Source organism: Nocardia sp. BMG111209, from assembly GCF_000381925.1.
GTDB lineage: Bacteria > Actinomycetota > Actinomycetes > Mycobacteriales > Mycobacteriaceae > Nocardia.
This window is the reverse complement of sequence record NZ_KB907307.1, coordinates 630,081-648,375: the sequence shown is the minus strand read 5'-3', so window position 1 is coordinate 648,375 and position 18,295 is coordinate 630,081. Positions and strand designations below refer to the sequence as shown.

Below are 18,295 nucleotides of genomic sequence, written 5' to 3'. Positions count from 1 at the left end.
CACGCCGAGCAGCAGTGTTCGGCGCGGCCGCCGGGTTCACATGACCGTTGTGCGATAGAGAAGTCGCTGGTGGCGGGTGTGATCACAGGGGGATGCGGTGTGCATCGTGGCCCGGTTGTCCCAGATCACCAGATCACCCGCTGCCCATCGGTGCGAGTACACGTACTCCTCGCTGGTGACATGTTCGTGCAGCTGATCGAGTAGTCCTGCCGATTCGGCCTGATCGAGGCCGACGATGCCACGAATGATCATGTCTCCCAACAGCAACGACTGCCGGCCGGTCTGCGGGTGCTCACGGACCAGCGGATGCACCACGTCGGGCACCTGCGCCCGTTGAACCTCGGTGAGCGGCACTTTCGCGGGATTGTCCGCCGCTTGGCGCTCGAACAGATGCACCATCGAGTGCACCGCCTCACATCCGTCGACACGGGCCCTCAGCTCGGCGGATAGGTCATCGTACGCGGCGGTCGTATCGGCGAACCGGGTTTCGCCGCCCTCTTCCGGCGCGATCACCGAGTACAGCAGCGACACCGCACTCATCGCCGGCCGGAACGACAGGTCGGTGTGCCACTCCTGTTCGTTGTCACCGTCGTAGAGCCCGATCGGCGCGCCATTGCGATGGATGTTGCTGATCGTCACGATCTGAGGGAAGCCCGGCACCGTGTATTGATCCTGGATATGCACTTCCGGTTCGCCGAACAACCTGCTGACCCGGATGTGATCCTCGTGCGACAAGGTTTGATCCCGAATCACCAGAACCCTGTGTTCCAGTAGATCGTTCACAATGGCAGCGGAGAGCGAATTCTCCAGCGGGCGGGATAGATCGATTCCGGAAATCCGGGCGCCGAATGTGGATGCCAACCGGTCGATGCGATAGCGACTCACCGAAAAATTCTAGCAAGAACCCTGGGCATTCAGGGTTCGATCGGGCGAAATATCGATCGCTTGGATCGCCTCCTTCCCCCTGGTCTTGTGGCGGGTTCCTCCGACATTCGACGGGCGAGCAGGATATCATTTCGATATGACCCAATCGACTCCACTGAAACAATCTGCCATGAACCCCACACGGGTCGAGTCGTTGGCCGAAGATCTCTCGCGCGTTGAGCCCGGCTTCGATGCCGCGGGGTTCGTCACGGCCGTCGTGGCGCAGCTCCCTCAGCTGGAGCTCAAAGCTCGAATCTCCTGTGTCGCAGATGCTTTAGCCGCATACCTGCCTGATGATGTCGGCGCCACCACATCAATCCTGGTTGCCGCTCTGCCCCCGCACGACGATGCCACCTTCACCGGCAGCGACTTCGGTCTCTACACCTACGCGCCGTACTCCGATTTCATCGCCCGCTACGGCTGCAACGGTGAAAATCTTGATTCATCACTCGCAGCGCTGAAGCAAATGACCAAACACTTCACCGCCGAAGATGCACTTCGGTACTTTCTCAACGCATTCCCCTCCGAGACAATGAAGGCAGTTGCGGAATGGAGTCACGATCCCGACTATCATGTGCGTCGACTGGCAAGTGAGGGGACACGCCCAAAACTTCCATGGTCACCCCGCATCACCCTGCCCGCAGATGCCGCAATACCGATATTGGACGAACTATTCTCCGACAATTCTCGATTCGTGACGCAGTCTGTCGCCAATCATCTGAACGATATATCCGCTACCGATCCCGAGCTGGTACTGGCTACGCTGGGGCGATGGCGTGATTCGAGAAATCAGGGCCGCAAAGAAATGGAATTCATAGTCAAGCAAGCGTTGCGCACACTCGTCAAAAGGGGGTATCCGGGTGCATTCGCATTCTTGGGGCTCTCGATCGCTCCTGCGATCGAGGTGATCGAACTGCGTCTGGACCCCGCGGCCGTAGCCATCGGCGGCGGCCTGGGCGTCGACTGCACCTTGCGCGCGACCAGCACCACCACGGAGCGGGTCCTCATCGACTATGTCCTGACCTACCCGCGACCCGGGTCGGGGCAGGGAGAAGTGGTGTTCAAAGGGACCACCGTGGAGCTCGCTCCTGGCGAATCGCGCACAGTGTCGAGGATCCAGCCGGTGAGATCAACGTCGAGCCGGAGACTTTCCCCCGGCGCCGGCCGGTTGCAGATCCAGGTCAACGGTCGGCGAATCGCCGAGGCCGCCTTCGAGCTGCTGCCCAGTCGGTGAGGATGGGGTGGTGATGGTCGCGCGTGCCAACGGCAACGTCGAGCAGCGAAACGCGCCGGGAATCCGGGTCACCTCGGAGTAGTCCACCGGGATTACCTCGATGCCGCGAGCGTCGAGTTCCGCGGCGATGCGCTCACTGCGCTCGGCGACAACCACCACCCCCGGGGCGAGCGCCAAGACGTTCACTTCGACGGCCACCGTCTCGGCGGCGGTCACCGGGATCAAGTCGAACTGCGCGGCGAACCACCGCATCTGAGCATCGTCGAACACCCGTGGATTCACCAGCGCCACTTCGGGAGCGACGATGTTGAAGTGGTCGTCCAGATGCACGATGCCGCTGCAGTCGAACTGGATCGGCCGGACGGTGCGGCTGCTACCGAGCCGGTCGAGCTGGTAACGCAACGCATCGACCCCGGCCGGCGAGCTCTCTTCGCTGAGTCCGACCAGCACCAGCCCGTCATGCAGCATCACGTCCCCACCCTCGATGGTGCCCGCGTCGAGGTAGGCCGCACGCTCGATGCGTTCCACCAGGTTCCGAATTCCAGCGAATTCCCGTTGCCGGCGCCGCGAATGCAGCCGGGACACCACGAACACATCGTCGACGACGAACCCGATGTCGCGGGTGTAGTGCTGGCAATAGGAGGCCGGCGCCTGATCGGCGAGTATGACCTCCACACCGCGGCAGCGCAGCAGCTCGATGAAGCGGTGCTGCTGCGCCCGCACGCGGTCAGGCAGATACGGTCTCCATCGGCTGGTCTCGTGCTGGCGCGCCAGCACCGGATCGATCGACCCGGACAGATCCAGGGTGACCGGCCCCGCGTAACGCATCACCACCGACCGAAGCTCACCGAACTCGCTGCCCACCCCGACATGCAACTGTCTCGACCGAGCGCCGGTCATTCGCATACCCCCGAATCTGATTCTGCCTCAGATGAATTCACCCGATGATCTGCCCAGGGAATCGGTAACTGATTGCCCGTCAGCGCAAGTCGCGGTGGCTTTCATCGCGACCAGTTCGGCGGTGTCCGGATAGGCGATGTACAGCTCGGCCATCGCCGCGTCCATGGCATTCATGTCCGGAGGCGCGGCGGCCATACGAGCACCGGAGTCGGCGACGACCGCGACGAAATCGCGCGGCCAGGTAGTGGCGCGCACGGCGCGCACCAATCCAGTGTCCGTGTCTACCAGGACAACGGTCACCACCGCATTGCGCTCCGCTCCGGACCCGATGCCCGGCACGTCGCCAATCTGCTCCAGGTGAGGGCTGTACGGGGCATCGCTCCACGGGATACCGGGATCGAACGCCCAGGCGAGCAGCGCGACATTCGAAGCGTCGATCCAGGCGAATCGCGGACTGCCGGATCGTACGGCATCCACCTCGGTCTCGGTCGGACTTCCGATCATGAGAGCGAGGTGGATTCCTGCGTGCGTGATCCGCACTATCGGCACCGGTGCCCAGTACCGCCGCTGAGGATCGTAGAGCTGTCCGACTGCGACACTACGCATTTCACGCCCCTAGCCACGGACGCCGATGCGACTCGCAAGCTCGCGGAGCCCGGTCGTCCGGTCGTTGTCGAGTAGCTCGGCAACCACAGACCGAAACAACGACTGGTGCCGCGCCCACTGCTCACCACCTACTTTCTCGGCGGTGTCGACCAGCTTGTAGGCGTCGTCGTAGCGGCCCAGACGGGTGAGGGCGGCGGCCCGGTCGAGCAGGTGTCTGGCCTGGGACACCTGTGTGAGACCGGTACCGCCGAGAGGCATCTGTTTCGCTGCGGTCAGCGCCTCGGGATACATCTCGGAGGAGACGTGGATATCGGTCAACTGCATCGCGACCTGGCTTGGCCCGAAATTCACCTCGTAGTCCTTGGTGTCGCCGGGCAGGCGCCCCGCGATCGATCGCGCTTCGTCGGCGAGATCCACTGCGAGAGAGACCTTCTGCTCGCGCCCGGAAGCGGTAGCGGCCTGTAGCAACAGTGACCCGTACACCGCGAGGTGCGCGGTGGGAACGTCGCCGACCGGGGCAACGTCCTTGGCGGCGTTGAGGACCACAGCGCGGGATTCGTCATGACGGCCCTGCACGAGCAGTTGCCAGCCGATCGACCCGCGCAATGTCGCTTCCAGCAGCGGATCGTTGCCCAGCCGTGCCGCTGCGTGCGCATCCTTGATCGCGGTCCATGCCGTGTCGATGTGGCCCAGATGCACGAGGGTGCAGGCGGTGGCCCACAGGATTCGGGCGTACAGCTCAGACGCCACGGGAATATCCGCGGTCTGCGCCGCACGCTGGGTGGCCCGGAGATCCGCGATGCCGGCGGGCAGGATCACTGCCAGTTTCTCGTAGCGGCCCGCCCAGTAGGAGCCCCACGCATACGTGACGGCCCGTCGCGCATCGCCCAGCTCGATCGGCGCGTGTTCCTCAGCGGTGCCGGTGAGTTCGTCCACCGAGCTGAGAGCCCGGCGAATCGCGATCACACCGGCGCTGTCACCGGTGGCGTTCGGCAGACCGCTGCGCTTGCCCACGACGTCGCTGACGTCGCAGTCCAACGCAGCCGCCAGCTTGCGGAGCGTCCCCAGCGAAGCCGAGTTGCGTTTGAACTGCTCCAGCTGTTTGAGCAGCTCGATGCTCACGCCAGATTTGTCGGCCAGCTCTTGACGAGTGAGAGCCCTCCCGCGCAGCCGGCGGATGTTGTCGCCGATGCGCTCGCCGGGCTGGGGGTCGTTGTCATCCATGAGAGTTCCCGCCGTCGGATGGGTTGATCCTATTCCGGAGGGTACCCGCGAAATTTCTTGGAAAGGGGTGCACTGTGCACCCCCAGGTCCGGGTCGACCAGGGAGACGATGCCAATCAGGCACGTTGCTGAGTCGCGAATCAGTAACCCCTCGTTGGTTTCTCGGCTGCGTGCCTCATACCGACCAGGGGGGCCTGGCGGGTGGGCCGCGGTCGAGGAGGTGGCATTGCTGATGTTCGATATGTCGTTGAGTGAGGAATGCGCGGTGGAGCCGACCGGATTCGCCAGCGCGCACGAGGCATACGCGGATCTGATACTGCACGACGAACACGGAGTCGAGTGCCGTCGTTACCTGGCCGCTCACGCCTACATCTCGGCCGGAACCGACGAGTGAGCGCGGGTGGCAGGCGGAATGCGCAACGCGGACAGCCAGATACACGTGATCGTCGAATTTCCCGGCTTTGCCCTGCCGCTGCACTTCCGCGCGGAAGAATCCGCCGCTCGCGCCTTTTTGGTCGATATGGCCCGTTGGCACAGCCGGGCTGTGGTCCGGTTGGACCGCGCGGTCTCGGCCGGGATGCAACTGCTTCCGTGCCACCGACTCTTCGAGGACAGATGACCACCGTCAACAGACCACCGCTACCGCAGCACATCCTTGGGACCATCCCGATTCCACCGCCGTTCCGGCCGGTCCCGCGATCCAGCGACCGCGAACTCATCGACCGAGTGCGTACCAGCCTCTCAGCATTGGTGGCCGATCAGCCGGACGCTGGAAAACATTGCCCCGGAAGCTTATTGAAAGAGGAACAGCCTGTGTATACGCAGCCAGGCCGCATGACCCCCGACGAGGAAGTCGGACGGATCCTGATGCCAGCCGACCCCGGCAAGCCCTACACCGACGCCTGGAACATCGTGACCGTGACCCGGCCGCGCGGCAGTCGGCAGCCGGTGTGGAAACCGGGCCCTACGTTCGGGCCGATGACGCTGGACGAAGCCAACAAATTCCTGCTCGAGTTGGGAGTCTCGACTGTCAATGTCGACCAGCGAGCCGCTTTTCCGATCCTCGAGACCCTGATGCATTCCGATTCCGCGCCACCGGACGCCCGCCCACTGTCTGATTCCTGCGAGGTCAGATCATGACCGCGGCCGAGGTCACCACGATCGTGCCGACGCTGCCGGTCGACACGCTCACCACCCGGACCGAGTTCTACCGAAGCGTCGGTGGACTCGACGCCCATATCCGGCCCGAGCTCCAGGCGATCATCGTGCCTGCCAGCAGCACCCTCGGTGCGATCATGATGCCCGCAGAGCTCGCGGCGCGCGTCCGGCTGCACATGCAGAAGCAAGGCATCCGTTCGGGCCCGATCATCTCCCATCCCCGGTCGAGCCGCTGGACGTTCCTGGTCCGGCCCGATATGGACATCGATGTGCAGACCTACGCCGGCATGTTCCGGATCCAAGTGACGGTAGCGCGGCCTGGCACGGAGATTGCATTACCGTCCCCGATCCGCCGGCATCAGCAATTCCGTTGCTGGACACAGCCCCCCACCGACAGGTACCGCCCCTCCGGATCGGTCGCGCTGGCCGCGATCGACGCGTGCAGACCGCCGAGCGAGTGGACCCATATGGCGCTACGGCACAATCCCACGACTGTGCCGAGAAGGTCGACGTCGTGAACTCCAATTCAAAAAAAGGGGTCGCCGATCATCGACACCCCCGGGGCTACTCGTCCGCTCGGGTTGCCGCCGGTACGGGGTTCTGAATCGCCGGCTGGATTATCTGCAAATCGTTCACCACCGACGACGCCATGCCGCCGTCACGCGGTGTTGGTGACGTGGCCGCCGCGGGCTCCGCTTGATAGATCCGTGGACACAATTCGGCAGCCGATCGACAGAAGCACAGCGGCGATGATGCGTGACTGGCAGAAGCCAGCGACACCTGCATTCCCCCTGATCCCAACCCACCGTGAGGAAACCTATGAACGACATGAACAGCTCACCGGGACCGGCGATGATCCTGGCGCGCCGCCAGCTGGGTCGCTTTCTGAAGGCACGCCGGACCAAGACCGGAAAATCGATCAAAGACGCGGCAGCGGCGGTACAGCTGTCGACTGCCTGGCTGCAGCGCGCCGAGGCGGGCAGGTCACCGAGAACGCTACGTCGCCAGGACATACGCGCGCTGTGCGAACTGTACGGCGTCGATACTGCCGACACGAAGCGTGCGATCCGCCTGGCCGCACCAGCTGTCGGTACGGAGGTCATGGTGGACATCTATCGTGCACTCGAAGCGACCGCACAGCAGGTGACCTGCTGGGAACACATGGTCCCCGAGCTACTGCACACCGTCGACTATGCGCGCGCCCACCTGACCGGCCCGATCGACGCTCCTGGGGACGAGGTCCTCGACCGATGGATGACGCGGCAGGACATTCTCACCCGTGTGCTGAACCCGGTCACGCTCGAGGTGCTGATAGATCAGGCTGCCCTGCACCGCGAGATCATCGCCCCCGAGCTCATGGCCATCCAGTTGGACCGGCTCGTCGAGGTCAGTACACAACCCGGTGTCACCGTCCGGATCCGTCCGTTCACCGCAGGCGGGAACATCTCGACCGGGCGGTTCGTGATCCTCGACTTCGACGCCGGGCCCTCCTCCGGTCGCCTCGATACCGACGAACCGCCCGGAGTCTATGTCGCCGACAGTGTCGCGGACGGCCGCTACCTCGATGACCCTCGTGACGTGCGTCGTTACCGGGACCTCGTCACCGGCATTCGTCGCGCATGCCTGGATGAGCGCAAAACGCGAGATCTGCTGAAGCGCGCCGCACGCCGGTACCGTCAAGCAGACGCACGGCGGCCGGCCGCGGATTGACTGCCGAACATCCGGCCACTGCCCCGAGAGATCGAACCGCGAACATTGGCGGACGCCTATCACGCCGCCCTGTGTTGGTCAGCGTTCGTATCTTTGGTCTTCGGACCGGTGAATTTCATGTTCGAGATCGGGCTGCATCTGGTTCGTTTCGACCAGCGCCGGTTGGCTGCGTCCGTAATCGGTGGAGGTGCCGCTGGTGAAGTCGAGCGCGCCATCGAGTACGCGTTGCATCTGTGGGGAACGCTGCCGGCCGGAGTCGGTGATCGTCGGGGCGTAGCGGGCGTGGACGGCGGCGAGTTCGGTGCGGATGGCGTGGTCGAGTTCGGCGGCGCGGTGCAGATCACCCATCGCGGCGTGCGCGTCGCGGATTGCTTCGGCGGTGTGGGTCAGCTGGGCGAGTACGAGGCGATAGGAGTCCGCCGCGGGTTGGTGCCGAGTCTGGAACATGATCAGTGCGGCACCGCCTGCGGTGAGCGTCCGGGCTGGTTTGTGCCAGCGGGTGTAGGCAGGCCGTTGCGCGGATTTGGCCAGCGACCGTGCGGTCGCGGCCAACGGGCCGGGGCTGGCTTCGGTCCGTACCGACCAGGCGGCCATGACTCCAGCGGTGCGGGCGGCTACGCGTGCCCATTGGTCGCGGTCGTCGAGCGGTATCTGCGTGAGGTAGCGGTTCCACCATTTCAGGTCCGACGCGGCGCGGTGAATCTCGACAGCGTCGACGGGTACGGTCTCGACTCCCTGCGCGTTGATCGTGGCGTGCTTGTTCTGCGCGGCACGCCATTCCCCCGTAGCCTCGACAACGGAGCTCGGATCGTGGTCCCATTCGTGGCGCAGTGCCGGGAGTGTGAGGTCAGAGGCGAGTTTGCCGCCTGCGTAGTACACCGGCCGACAGTTCTCGTGGGTCGGCTCCGCGACCGCGTAACCCACGATCCGATCGATGTCACCGGTCGCGTAGCGGGGCAGGACGATCAGGTTCTCGTTGCGGAGCCGGCGCACGAATTCGCCCTCCTCGCGGGAGGCGACCGCGCACGCACGGACGATCCGCTCGAGTCGCCACCGCACCGGTTCGGTCGCGTGATCGGTTGCGGTAGGCGCAGGCAGTTCGGCGCGGGTCAGGCCGCGCGTGCCGATGCCGGTGTGGCGGGATTCGAGCACTTGCAGACTGTATTCGTGTTCGAGTTCCCCGGCCGCGCGTTGGGCGCGTTTCTGTTCGCGCCACAGGTCGACTTTCGTGCCGTCGTCGCGCACCGTCGAGGCGATGAGGTGGATGTGATCGTTGCCGCCCTTGGATACCCCGTGCCGGACCGCGATCCATCGCGCGGGAGACCGACCGGAATCCTCGGCGGTGAAACCCATCCTCACCATGTACGCCGTCGCGATACGGCCCCATTTCTCATCGGACAGTTCGCCCTCGGACGCGCGCAGCGACAGCGAGCAGTGCCACACGTGCCCGGCAGTGAACGGCCGCGCAGGGTCTTTGACCTTGCGGCCACGGGCGTCGAGGTGAGGCCGCCCGTCGGCGTCGCGCAGGTAGTTCGGGACGTTCACCTCGACACCGAACAGCCGCCGGGGCCGGTCCATGTGGCGGGCGATCGTGACAGTGTCGGCGTGTGAGAGTTCGGCGCCGATCGGGTGTGGACCGTTCCCGGTTTGGTGGACACGAGGGTCGAAGCTGCCCGGTAGGACGGGAGTTCGGTGTTGGGATCGACGCGGCGTAGGTTTACTGATGAGTACAGGGCTCAGGCGGTAGGATTCGTCCGGGATGAAGGTCGGCCGGTGGCTGAGGTGGCGCGGAATATCGGTGTCCACGAGATGACGTTGAGGAATTGGTTGAAGAAGGCGAAGGAATCCGGTGGCGGTGATTCCGCTGATCGGGATTTGACCGACTCGGAGCGGGCCGAGTTGGAGCGTTTGCGTGCGGAGAACGCGGAGCTGAAGATGCAGGTCGCGTTCGCAAAAAAAGTTGCGACCTGGTTCGCGAAAGACCAGCGGTAAAGTTCGCTGCGATCGCGGGCTGGGTCGAGTCCGGGGATTTCGGTGTCGAATTCATGTGCCGGGAACTGGGTGTTTCCCGGTCGGGGTATTACGCGTGGCGTGGCCGGGCCGTGTCCGGCCGGGACCGGGAGGATGTCACGCTGACCGGGCTGATCGCGGCGATGTTCGAGAAGCTGCGCGGTAATCCGGGTGTGCGCCGGATCCATGCCGGCCTGGCGGTGGCGGGGTGGCGGGTGTCACGTAAGCGGGTGTGGCGGTTGATGCGGGCCGCGGGCCTGCAAGGACGACATCCGAAGTCGTTCCGGCGGACCACGATTGCGGGTACGCGACCGGTCGGCGCGCCGGATCTGATCGGCCGGGACTTCGCTACCGGGGGCGGTGCGGGCCGGCGCTGGTGTGGCGACATCACGTATGTGAAGACCTGGTCCGGGTGGGCGTACATGGCCACGGTGATCGATGTACACGACCGGTCGGTGATCGGGTGGGCCGTGGCGGATCATATGCGTACAAGCCTGGTTTTGGAGGCCCTGGATATGGCGCTCGGGCGTCGCCGGCCGGAGCCGGGTATCATTTTTCACAGCGACCGGGGAGCGCAATATACCTCACGAGAGTTCGACCGGTATTGCCGCCGGAACGGTATCCGCCGTTCCCTCGGTCGGACTGGATCTTGTTTCGATAATGCCGTATCGGAATCACTGTTCGCGACCTACAAGAAAGAGCTGATCCATACCCGTCCGTGGCCGACGGTCGAGGTTCTCCGGAAGGCGACGTTCGGCTGGATCGAGAACTACTACAACGTTCAGCGCAGGCATTCAGCTCTCAACTATTTGACACCAATGGAATATGCGTTAGGATTCAGGGAAATCAGTCAGATCGCGGCTTGATCCGGTGTCCATTCAACCGGGAACACTCCAGTGGTCCACGGTGATCGTTTCGTCCCCGGCAACCAGATGTGGAAACGCGTGCTCGTCGGATCGGCCGGGACCGATCACGTAGGCGAGCAGACCGGGCAGGTTGGCGCCGCGAGTCACGTTCGGCATCACGCTGCGGTCCCCGCTCCGTCGTGGCCGGCATCAAAACCGTCGAGTACGGCCCCGAGTCGGTTACGCAGTAGCGCTATGTTCGCCGTCAGCCGGACGTCGTCGACAACGCCAGTGGAGTTGGCGACCGTGGCGATCTGGTTGATGTTGTTCGCGATGTTGGCGATCAGCCGCTCGATGCCGATCAGGCGGTCCGCGATATCGCGGTGCGCGCCGACACCGCGCCCGGCGCTGGACAACGCGGCCTCCACCATCAGCCGCGACACCGACAGCTTCGCCCGCTCCGCACGCGCGACGAGTTCCAGTTCCTGTTCCGGGGTGACCTTCACACAGTGGGCCTTCGCCCGGCCTCCGAGGATATTGGCTTGCCGCCGACGCCGCTGCGCGCGTGTACGAGATGCCACCGGAAACCAAATCACGGGCACGTCATCGTGCCGGTCGTCGGTCATCGCGAACTCCCATGTGAATTAGTTATTGGTGAGTGCCGGTTACATGCACGGAGGCGTTCAGCGAAGCCAAGCGATTCGATACGTTCCGAGAAGAACTTTACCAACCAATGCGCTGGGCCGGTTCCGGCAAAAGTACGGATCGCATCCGCGCACGGCAAGTCCGGGTTCCGATATTGTGCAACAATATTTGAGCCCTCCCGTGCAGGCGCATCGCAGTTGGCCGTTGAATGCCCAGTACAGCGCGACAAGGAAAACTGAAATCAGTTTTGGATCGCCGAGCGAGAGTGTGAGCGAACCCACAATCGGTTGGATATCCAACCGTCCAGCTTGCTCCGCGAAACATCACCTATTCAGGTAAGGCTCAGCACACTAATTGTACAGTTTGTGCCTGATGTCGCGGCCCGCTGAATACGAAGTGAATCCCAGAGAAAAAGTGGCACCGAAGATTCGACCGTCGTAAGTGAATGGAACAGTCAGACGCTCGCGCTGGCAACCCGATATCTCGTCACTGTGCGAGTCAGCTCAGCTGGCGTGGTGAGGGTTACTCGGAGTCGTTGTCGCCGAGTCGTTCGCGCAGCTGGGCGATGACGATGTCACGCTTGCCGAGGGCGGTCCGCAGGTCGTCTTTTCGTCGATCAGGCCCGAGAGTTCCTGCTCGACGAGGTCGAGGTACGCGTCCACCTCGTCGGCGTTGTAGCTGCCCGGTCCGCCACCGAATTTCGGGTTGTCGTTGTGTCCGGTCACCGCTGTGATTGTAGGGACCTCGAGCGTGTGACAGGTGGCTGTCCGCGAACAAAATCACCCGCGCAGAGCGCAGCTGTTCCGCGTCAGGGACGCGTATCCGATTCACCGGGAGCAGTCGACGACTCCGGGTCCACCGCCCGGCCCGAAAACGACGGGCGAATGACGCAGTTCGGTTGCCTTCCCCCCGCCGGGAGACTGTGCGGTCTATACATGGAGACGTGACCACACCGACGCCGGCACATGCGCAGCTGGAAGATCTGGTGCGCGCCGAAGCGGATGCGAAACTGGCCGCGGTGAAGACTCTCGGCGAAGCGTACGCGGCTCTGCGCCGAGACCGTGATGAGTTCGCTGCCCGTGATACGGCGAACGTCGCCGCGGTCCGTGCCGCCCGCACCGCGGCGTTGAAGGCCGGGTTCGCCGAGCGCGCGCTCGATGCTGCCGGGTATCGCGACATCGCCGAGCTCATCACACCCGCCCCGGCCCGCAAACCCCGCACCGGTAAGCGGACGGCAGACACGCCCCGCCGGGGCCGGCGGCGAGCGACCGGCACGGCGGCGCGTGCCGCTGCAGCACCGGTCGCCTCGGCGGTGTCTGACCGCGGTGTCGCGCCGGACGCCTGAATCGCGGTGTCGGCGTTCACCTACCGGGTGTACTGCGGTTTGATCCGCAGGCAGGTGGTGGTGGAGTTGCCGCTGGTTGCGTGATGCTCGACGACGTCGAACAGGCCACAGTTCTTGAGGTATTTGCCGGGGTGTTTGCGGGCTGTCTCCGTCGGCAGTTTCTCGGTGAGACGCGTGTCGTGCATTCGTTTGGTCACCTTCGGCAGCTGGGACAGCCCGCCGCTGTCGGCCACCGCGCCCACCACCGCCAAAACTTCCGATACCACCGCTGCGGACATGCCGGCGTGCGCCTTCGCAGTCGCGGTTCCCGCCTTCGGCACAGGTACCGGTACCGGTTTCCGGACGGCGGCGGCCTGTTTTGTCGGCGCCGGAGTCACCGATCGGGCGGCGTTGAGGGTGTCGAGGTAGACGAACCTGGTGCAGGCGGCAGCAAAGGCGGGTACCACTTTCCGGTCTCCGTAGCCGTGCACGCTGCATCCGGTCTCGCGCAGATGGAACGCCAGGTGGGTGAAGTCGGAATCGCTGGACACGATGACCATCGTCCGGATCCCGGTGGTGTGTCGGAACTCGATCGCCTCGGCGACGATCGCGTGATCGGCGGCGTTCTTCCCGCGGACCATGGCCGGGACGTGGCGGCCGAAGATCCCGTGCGCCTGCATCGCATGCCGCCAGCCCTGGTGAGGGGTGGACCAATCACCGTAGGCGCGCACGATCTGCACCGGCCCCAGCTGCCGAACCGACTCGAGTACCGCGCCGATCCTGGCCGCCGCCACGTTTTCCGCGTCGATGAACACCGCGACCGCGCCACTGGCGTCGGGGTCGTGTCCCGCGCCGGCGCAGATCGTGGGCGCCGGGGCAGCCGGCCGGGTTGCGGACCGGCTGAACAGTCGGATGCGGTGACGTCCGTTCTGCCGGGCAACACCGGCATCGAGGAAGGTCCGGATGTTCATTCCCGGAAAAATATCGGCCACCGGACCTGCCGCGCCGGATTGACGATCCGGCGTGCCTCGGTGCGTGCCCGGGGTGTGGATTCCTGGGGCGTGTCGGTGGGTCGCGTAGCCACCGAACTACGGGTTCGGTGGCAGCGAGTCGGTACCGGCACGCCCGGCAATCCACACCCCGTACCGGTCAGGCGGCTTTCGTGGTGGGAGTGGTGTGCATGTCGGCGAAGGCGCGGTAGCGGGGGCTCAGTCCGATGTCGACGCCGGTGGCACGGATGCTGGCTACCGTCTCCCCTTTGCGGGTGGAGAAGACGCCGGCGCGCAGGTTGCGGACCTCGGCCAGGACCGGGTCGCCGGTGTGGAAGCTCTGGAGCACTCGCATGGCCAGGCCGCCGGAGAACCGGAGTTCGTAGGTGCTGGAGCCGGTGTCGGTGTAGCTGCCGTCATCGGTGCGGCGCTGATGGTTGTCGATGATCGTCACGTAGACCGCGGTGGTTTCCGGTGTGGTGGCGGTGGCGTCGTAGGTGAACGGGTCGGAGATCTTGGCGATGTTGCCCTTCACGATGGTCATTGGAATGTGTCCTTTCGGTTGATGTGCTGTCTGGCTTGTCTCGTGCGCAGTGCGGGACGGAGAAGCTGCCACACGAGGTCCGCCGCGGCGGGCGGGAAAGTTGTGTCAGCGAGTGCGCGAGCGGCCGGACCGCGTCCGGGGACAGAAGTTTCCCGCCCGGCGCGGCCGAGCAACGCGAGCCTCGTTTTGCTGCGCCGACGCCCGCACTAAAGTCGCGAGATCTGCCAGACAAGGACGGCAACCGGACCGGACACCTGATACCCGGCAATCGGGAAAGCAACTCGAGCCATTGAACGAACCCCCAGACACAGCACGAGGTCCCACGGGCAACCGGACACGCACTGCGCGGGCAACGCACGCTCCACAGCACCCGTAGCCATGCCGGGCAATCGCGCACACCCAGCAGCGGTGCACGAGGTGACACGGCACCGGTGCACGACAGCCAGCAGCGCGTCAGCGCTACCGAACCGGTCACCGATCGAGCGGGAGCGCTTCCGGTCAGTGCCACCGGAATCGGAAACGGGGATCGGGCGGAAAGCACGCCGCACGCCGAGAAAGTTGCTCTGCGCGGTATCGCCCCCGCGCGCCCGGCGGGAACCGCGAACCAGAAGTCGGCGGGCGACCAGGCTCCGGCACCGGGTCGACATCGCCTGGTCCCGTCCGCGAAGGGCCGGCGGGATCACCGGCGAACCGCACGTCCACGCGGTGCTCCGGCGGCTCGATCGCCGGAGCACCGCGCTCTATCGGACGGCAGACCGACGCATGTCGGTCTGCCGTACCCGCGCGGCCCCGGCCGCGCGCAGCGATGTCCGGCCGGGGCCGCGCGGCCCCGGCCGGACATCGATCCACTGTTACGTGATCCGGCGTGTCCGCATCGTGTGGTGCGGGTCTATGGCGTTGCGCTCGCCGCAGTCGTCGCAGCACGCGGTGGACAACCAGCGGCGGATGCCGTACCGCTCCATGTCGACCCACATCGTGGCTTTCTTCCCGCAGCCCAGCGAGAAACATCCGATAGTGCCGTCAGGCATGGTGGTGAAATGTTTGACCTGTCCCTTGGTCGAGCCTTTACCCATGTGTACTGCCTTTCACTGCATGGCCGGACGCGCACGCACCGGCCCAGGGCACCGGCCCAGCGGTGCACGGAAATAGTTGTCGTGAGTGGTGTTCAGCGGTGGTGAGGGCAGTCACGAGCACCATCGATGAGCGATCAGACGATCGGACGGTCGCGCCGTGGCCCGTCATGCCCCCGGTCCAGCTGCGTCGGCGGTGATTCCGTACTCGAGGCGCACGGCGGCGTACATCTGCTGATCCAGGACCGAATCCATGTCGAGGATGTACTCGAGGGTGTCCACGAGATCGGCCGGAGCGGGACCGGCGGTACGCAACGTGACCTGCCCACCGCTGAAACGAACCGAATCGGCACCATGCCAGCGGTGACGCAGGACACGGAAGTTCGCGAGCCCTTCGGCATCGATGCGGCCCTGCTCGTCGACAGCGGTAGCGAACCGCAAGGTGAGCCGTTCGTGATCGCTCCACCGGCCGGTCTCCGGAGACCACAGTTCCGCCACCGCAGCGAGCGTGTCCGCCCACCGGTCGCCGTAAGCGGCGAACAACGCCGCGCTCACCGTCATCACCTGTACCGCGTCGATGAACGCATCAGGGAACTCGTCAGCCGAGACTGCAAGAGCCTCCGTGGCGGTGGCGGCGGGCACGGTGTGGTGCGAACCGTCGCGATAATCGATACGCCACATCAAATTCACGACCGGGTGCAAGATTTCTCCGGTGGTGATCGGGGATTGTGAGGGCATGGTGGTCTTGTCCTTACCGAAGCACCGGGCATCGTGTGTCCCCGGCGCTGACCGTCATATGTGCCTGCTGCACCCGCCCCTTTGCCTCGGGATGCGAAGGGCCGGATTGCCGGGGTGACGGTCTGTGCCCGCCATTTGTTTTCCCCTGCTGGCGAGAAGATGAATCGGCCGCACAAAGGCGCTGGAGCGCATACCCCGCCGTTGCGGGAAGTTTCCGCAGCGACCACCGGGAGCGGCTCGGCGGACAGTTCCCGCAAGCCCGCAGGGCCGCGCAGCGCCCGGGGTTGCACGCAGGCGACTGCGGCCAAAATCGAAAGCCAGAAGGGGAAAACTCTCCGCAAGAACAGCATCCGCCCACAGGGCGCGATCCGATCCGCGCGGGCCGAGCAAGGCCCGCCACAGGCAGCGTGAGCGATCAGCGAACTTGTGCACCGTGACCGCCGCCGTCGTCCTGGTGCGGATCCTCCACGGCCAGCGGCTCGACGCCGCGATCGCGGTGGTGTCCGGCGGCGGCTGCCGAGCCGCCGCAGACAATTTCGGCCCGGTCTAGCCGGACCAAAATTCCCCGCCCGCTCCGGGCGTGGAACCACCGTGTGTGGCCGGCGACCGGATGTAATCGGTCGCCGGCCACACACGCCGCACCCGGTGGGGGGTGCGGCACGCTGACCGGGACTACAGCTCTGACATTGTGGTGTAGTCGTGGTGTGCGGCAACCAGTTCGACGATCGCCACCAGGTCGTAGACGTGGTCGCGGCCATACCAGCGTCCGGCGACGCGCACCGGCCCGGCCCTGGTGACCGCGCGGGCCGCGCGGATGTCCAGACCACCATCAGGGGTCCGGGGAATCGGCATGTCCGGGATGTCGCGAATGATCGCGTCGATGACGGTGGTGTATCCGGCCGGGCTGTAGTCGCGCCGTAGTGCGGCGGGGTGCATCCATGGCCCGGCGGCGTCGGGGTTGGATTCGGCCCACTGTTGCCCGAGCTCGGTGACCATAGCGCGGGTGGGGCCGTCGTGCCATCGGGTGACCACCTCGAAGTATCCGCGCGGCGCGGTGCGGACCGACCATCGGATCTGTGGCCATTGCTTCCGGAGGGCGTTCTTCCATCGTTTCGCCACGTCGGGGACCGTGATACTCATGTCGTGCCGGTGCTTTCCTCAGGCGGGGGTGAGGACGGCGAACATGCGCTCGAGGGTGAGTGCGTCGGCGTCGGCGCGTTTGCCGGTGATCGCGTACGCGGTGTTGCGTCCGCCCCGGTCACCGCGCACCGGCCGGACATGGTGCTGCCACGTGTTCACTGCCTGCAACCACCCGAAACCCGTTCCTGCCCACGGTGTCACGCGCTCATCGGAAGTCCACAACAGCTCGATCTGATCCCGCTTCGCCTGCGCGCGGGTGCGGGCGGCTTTACCGCTGTCGGCGTCGGGTAGCGGCGCGAAATCGTCGAGCAACCGCCCGAACTGGGGCCGTGACACGGTCAGATCGCAGAGTTTCGCGATGTCGGCAGCGAACGACTGTTCGGCCTCCACGATCATGTCCAGCGCTTCGCGGGCGTCACGTAACTGTAACTGCGACAACACACTCCGGCGGCGTAGCTTCCACATGCGGCCGGATCGTTCGGCTTCCCGCAAGGCCCATGCGTGCGTGTTGTCGCACACGACAACCTGATTCACGGCGCTGTAGGTCAACGGCAACGATCCGTCCATGGATGCGGATGCCAGGATGGAGGACCGGAAGTCCACGCCCTCTCGGGTTTTCACGGTGTCGGGGCGTTCGATCTGTACCCATGCCGTTGCCCCGCCTTTGAGCAGACCGGCCGATCCGATACCCAGCGAATCATCCGACACGGCGAGTCCGTCCGGGGTGATCAAGGCGGCGAGTCCGTCCAGCAACATGTCCGTGTATTGCATGACCGGGTATTTGCTGGAGAACACGCCCAAAGGGCGGCCGGTGTCGCAGCGGTACACGATTTTCCGGGTCAAGTCGGCCATCATCGGAAACGGTGACCCCGGCACCTGCACCAGCCGATAGCCGGGCTGTTCGGGATCGGCCGGGGTTTCGGGGACCGCGTCGAACGGCACCGGATAGTGCGGGGCGACCGCTTCGGCACGCCAGCCGAACAACCGGCGGCGCACATCGGCGGCGGGCACATACCCGGGGTAGTGGTTCGGTTCGCTGCCCTGGTCTTCGGCGCGGTAGTGCCAGGCGGTGCCACGCTGGTCGGTCATCCCGATCAACGTCTGCGTGTTGAGCCACTCGCTGGTTTCCTGCGACATGATTAACAGTCCTCTCGTGCAATACTTTTCACTGATCCAGCGCATGCCTGCAAGGCACGCGGGTATACCGTCAGGCGGGCCGGTCCGCCCTGGACCCC

At 65.1% G+C, this 18,295-nt stretch carries 23 protein-coding genes; 9 read left to right on the top strand and 14 right to left on the bottom strand.

The genetic code is table 11. The annotated features are described in order from the left end of the window. Positions 1-36 precede the first annotated feature (36 nt). Positions 37-885 carry a TauD/TfdA family dioxygenase gene (locus tag G361_RS0102795; RefSeq protein WP_063711795.1) on the bottom strand — a complete coding sequence of 283 codons (849 nt, stop codon included), beginning with the start codon at positions 883-885 and terminating at the stop codon, positions 37-39. Positions 886-1,021: 136 nt separating this feature from the next. On the opposite strand from G361_RS0102795, the gene G361_RS49075 reads away from it, so the two are divergent. Next, positions 1,022-2,158 carry a DNA alkylation repair protein gene (locus G361_RS49075; RefSeq protein WP_155981269.1) on the top strand — a complete coding sequence of 379 codons (1,137 nt, stop codon included), beginning with the start codon at positions 1,022-1,024 and terminating at the stop codon, positions 2,156-2,158. Here G361_RS49075 and G361_RS0102790 read toward each other — a convergent pair. From G361_RS0102790 to G361_RS0102780, 3 genes are all read right to left on the bottom strand, one after another. Further along, positions 2,054-2,935 (bottom strand): dimethylarginine dimethylaminohydrolase family protein, encoded by an 882-nt coding sequence (locus G361_RS0102790; RefSeq protein WP_196814399.1) that lies wholly within the window; start codon positions 2,933-2,935, stop codon positions 2,054-2,056. The two genes, G361_RS49075 and G361_RS0102790, sit on opposite strands and share 105 nt — an antisense overlap. 150 nt (positions 2,936-3,085) lie before the next feature. Further along, on the bottom strand, positions 3,086-3,562 hold the full coding sequence (locus G361_RS46600) for a hypothetical protein (RefSeq protein WP_155981268.1): 477 nt from the start codon (positions 3,560-3,562) through the stop codon (positions 3,086-3,088). A gap of 111 nt (positions 3,563-3,673) precedes the next feature. Next, positions 3,674-4,888, bottom strand: coding sequence for a helix-turn-helix domain-containing protein (locus tag G361_RS0102780; RefSeq protein ID WP_019925524.1), 1,215 nt, complete (start codon positions 4,886-4,888; stop codon positions 3,674-3,676). 225 nt (positions 4,889-5,113) lie between these two features. Between G361_RS0102780 and G361_RS49070 the strand changes: the two genes are divergently transcribed. The 5 genes from G361_RS49070 (at position 5,114) to G361_RS0102755 (ending at position 7,755) form a co-directional block, all read left to right on the top strand. Then, positions 5,114-5,281 carry a hypothetical protein gene (locus tag G361_RS49070; RefSeq protein WP_155981267.1) on the top strand — a complete coding sequence of 56 codons (168 nt, stop codon included), beginning with the start codon at positions 5,114-5,116 and terminating at the stop codon, positions 5,279-5,281. An 18-nt stretch (positions 5,282-5,299) separates the two neighbouring features. Further along, positions 5,300-5,506, top strand: a complete 207-nt coding sequence (locus G361_RS0102770) for a hypothetical protein (RefSeq protein ID WP_019925522.1) — start codon at positions 5,300-5,302, stop codon at positions 5,504-5,506. Beyond that, entirely contained in the window at positions 5,503-6,027 is a 525-nt protein-coding gene (locus G361_RS49065; RefSeq protein ID WP_155981266.1) for a hypothetical protein, read from the top strand. Before G361_RS0102770 ends, G361_RS49065 begins: the two co-directional genes overlap by 4 nt. Then, entirely contained in the window at positions 6,024-6,563 is a 540-nt protein-coding gene (locus tag G361_RS42045; RefSeq protein ID WP_019925520.1) for a hypothetical protein, read from the top strand. Before G361_RS49065 ends, G361_RS42045 begins: the two co-directional genes overlap by 4 nt. A gap of 301 nt (positions 6,564-6,864) precedes the next feature. Next, a complete protein-coding gene (locus G361_RS0102755; RefSeq protein ID WP_019925519.1) occupies positions 6,865-7,755 on the top strand; it encodes a helix-turn-helix transcriptional regulator in 891 nt (296 codons plus the stop codon). A 78-nt stretch (positions 7,756-7,833) separates the two neighbouring features. Here the strand turns inward: G361_RS0102755 and G361_RS42040 are convergent, their stop codons facing one another. Then, positions 7,834-9,333: a relaxase/mobilization nuclease domain-containing protein gene (locus G361_RS42040; RefSeq protein ID WP_019925518.1), complete on the bottom strand. Its 1,500-nt coding sequence runs from the start codon at positions 9,331-9,333 to the stop codon at positions 7,834-7,836. Between the two features lie 114 nt (positions 9,334-9,447). Between G361_RS42040 and G361_RS50130 the strand changes: the two genes are divergently transcribed. Both G361_RS50130 and G361_RS0102740 read left to right on the top strand, forming a co-directional pair. Beyond that, entirely contained in the window at positions 9,448-9,747 is a 300-nt protein-coding gene (locus G361_RS50130) for a transposase (RefSeq protein WP_196814393.1), read from the top strand. Next, positions 9,723-10,631: an IS3 family transposase gene (locus tag G361_RS0102740; protein WP_196814543.1), complete on the top strand. Its 909-nt coding sequence runs from the start codon at positions 9,723-9,725 to the stop codon at positions 10,629-10,631. The genes G361_RS50130 and G361_RS0102740 overlap by 25 nt, the downstream gene beginning before the upstream one ends. 12 nt (positions 10,632-10,643) lie before the next feature. Here G361_RS0102740 and G361_RS49060 read toward each other — a convergent pair whose 3' ends face one another. The 3 genes from G361_RS49060 to G361_RS0102725 form a co-directional block, all read right to left on the bottom strand. After that, a complete protein-coding gene (locus G361_RS49060; RefSeq protein WP_019925517.1) occupies positions 10,644-10,787 on the bottom strand; it encodes a hypothetical protein in 144 nt (47 codons plus the stop codon). Further along, on the bottom strand, positions 10,787-11,236 hold the full coding sequence (gene mobC, locus G361_RS42035; RefSeq protein WP_155981265.1) for a plasmid mobilization protein: 450 nt from the start codon (positions 11,234-11,236) through the stop codon (positions 10,787-10,789). The genes G361_RS49060 and mobC overlap by 1 nt, the downstream gene beginning before the upstream one ends. Before the next feature lie 522 nt (positions 11,237-11,758). Further along, positions 11,759-11,980, bottom strand: a complete 222-nt coding sequence (locus G361_RS0102725; protein WP_026342619.1) for a DivIVA domain-containing protein — start codon at positions 11,978-11,980, stop codon at positions 11,759-11,761. 218 nt (positions 11,981-12,198) lie between these two features. Here G361_RS0102725 and G361_RS0102720 point away from each other — a divergent pair, with 218 nt between their 5' ends. Then, positions 12,199-12,600: a hypothetical protein gene (locus G361_RS0102720; RefSeq protein WP_019925515.1), complete on the top strand. Its 402-nt coding sequence runs from the start codon at positions 12,199-12,201 to the stop codon at positions 12,598-12,600. Between the two features lie 20 nt (positions 12,601-12,620). Here the strand turns inward: G361_RS0102720 and G361_RS46595 are convergent, their stop codons facing one another. The 6 genes from G361_RS46595 to G361_RS42025 form a co-directional block, all read right to left on the bottom strand. Next, positions 12,621-13,550 (bottom strand): NYN domain-containing protein, encoded by a 930-nt coding sequence (locus G361_RS46595; RefSeq protein ID WP_019925514.1) that lies wholly within the window; start codon positions 13,548-13,550, stop codon positions 12,621-12,623. A gap of 178 nt (positions 13,551-13,728) precedes the next feature. Next, entirely contained in the window at positions 13,729-14,112 is a 384-nt protein-coding gene (locus G361_RS0102710) for a hypothetical protein (RefSeq protein WP_019925513.1), read from the bottom strand. Between the two features lie 851 nt (positions 14,113-14,963). After that, entirely contained in the window at positions 14,964-15,185 is a 222-nt protein-coding gene (locus tag G361_RS49055) for a hypothetical protein (RefSeq protein WP_155981263.1), read from the bottom strand. Positions 15,186-15,350: 165 nt separating this feature from the next. Continuing rightward, positions 15,351-15,920 carry a hypothetical protein gene (locus tag G361_RS0102700; RefSeq protein ID WP_019925511.1) on the bottom strand — a complete coding sequence of 190 codons (570 nt, stop codon included), beginning with the start codon at positions 15,918-15,920 and terminating at the stop codon, positions 15,351-15,353. A 672-nt stretch (positions 15,921-16,592) separates the two neighbouring features. After that, on the bottom strand, positions 16,593-17,060 hold the full coding sequence (locus G361_RS0102690) for an LPD29 domain-containing protein (RefSeq protein WP_019925509.1): 468 nt from the start codon (positions 17,058-17,060) through the stop codon (positions 16,593-16,595). Between the two features lie 18 nt (positions 17,061-17,078). Next, the gene (locus G361_RS42025) at positions 17,079-18,242 is read right to left on the bottom strand and encodes a DUF932 domain-containing protein (protein WP_196814398.1); all 1,164 of its coding nucleotides are present in this window, start codon (positions 18,240-18,242) and stop codon (positions 17,079-17,081) included. Positions 18,243-18,295 lie beyond the last annotated feature (53 nt).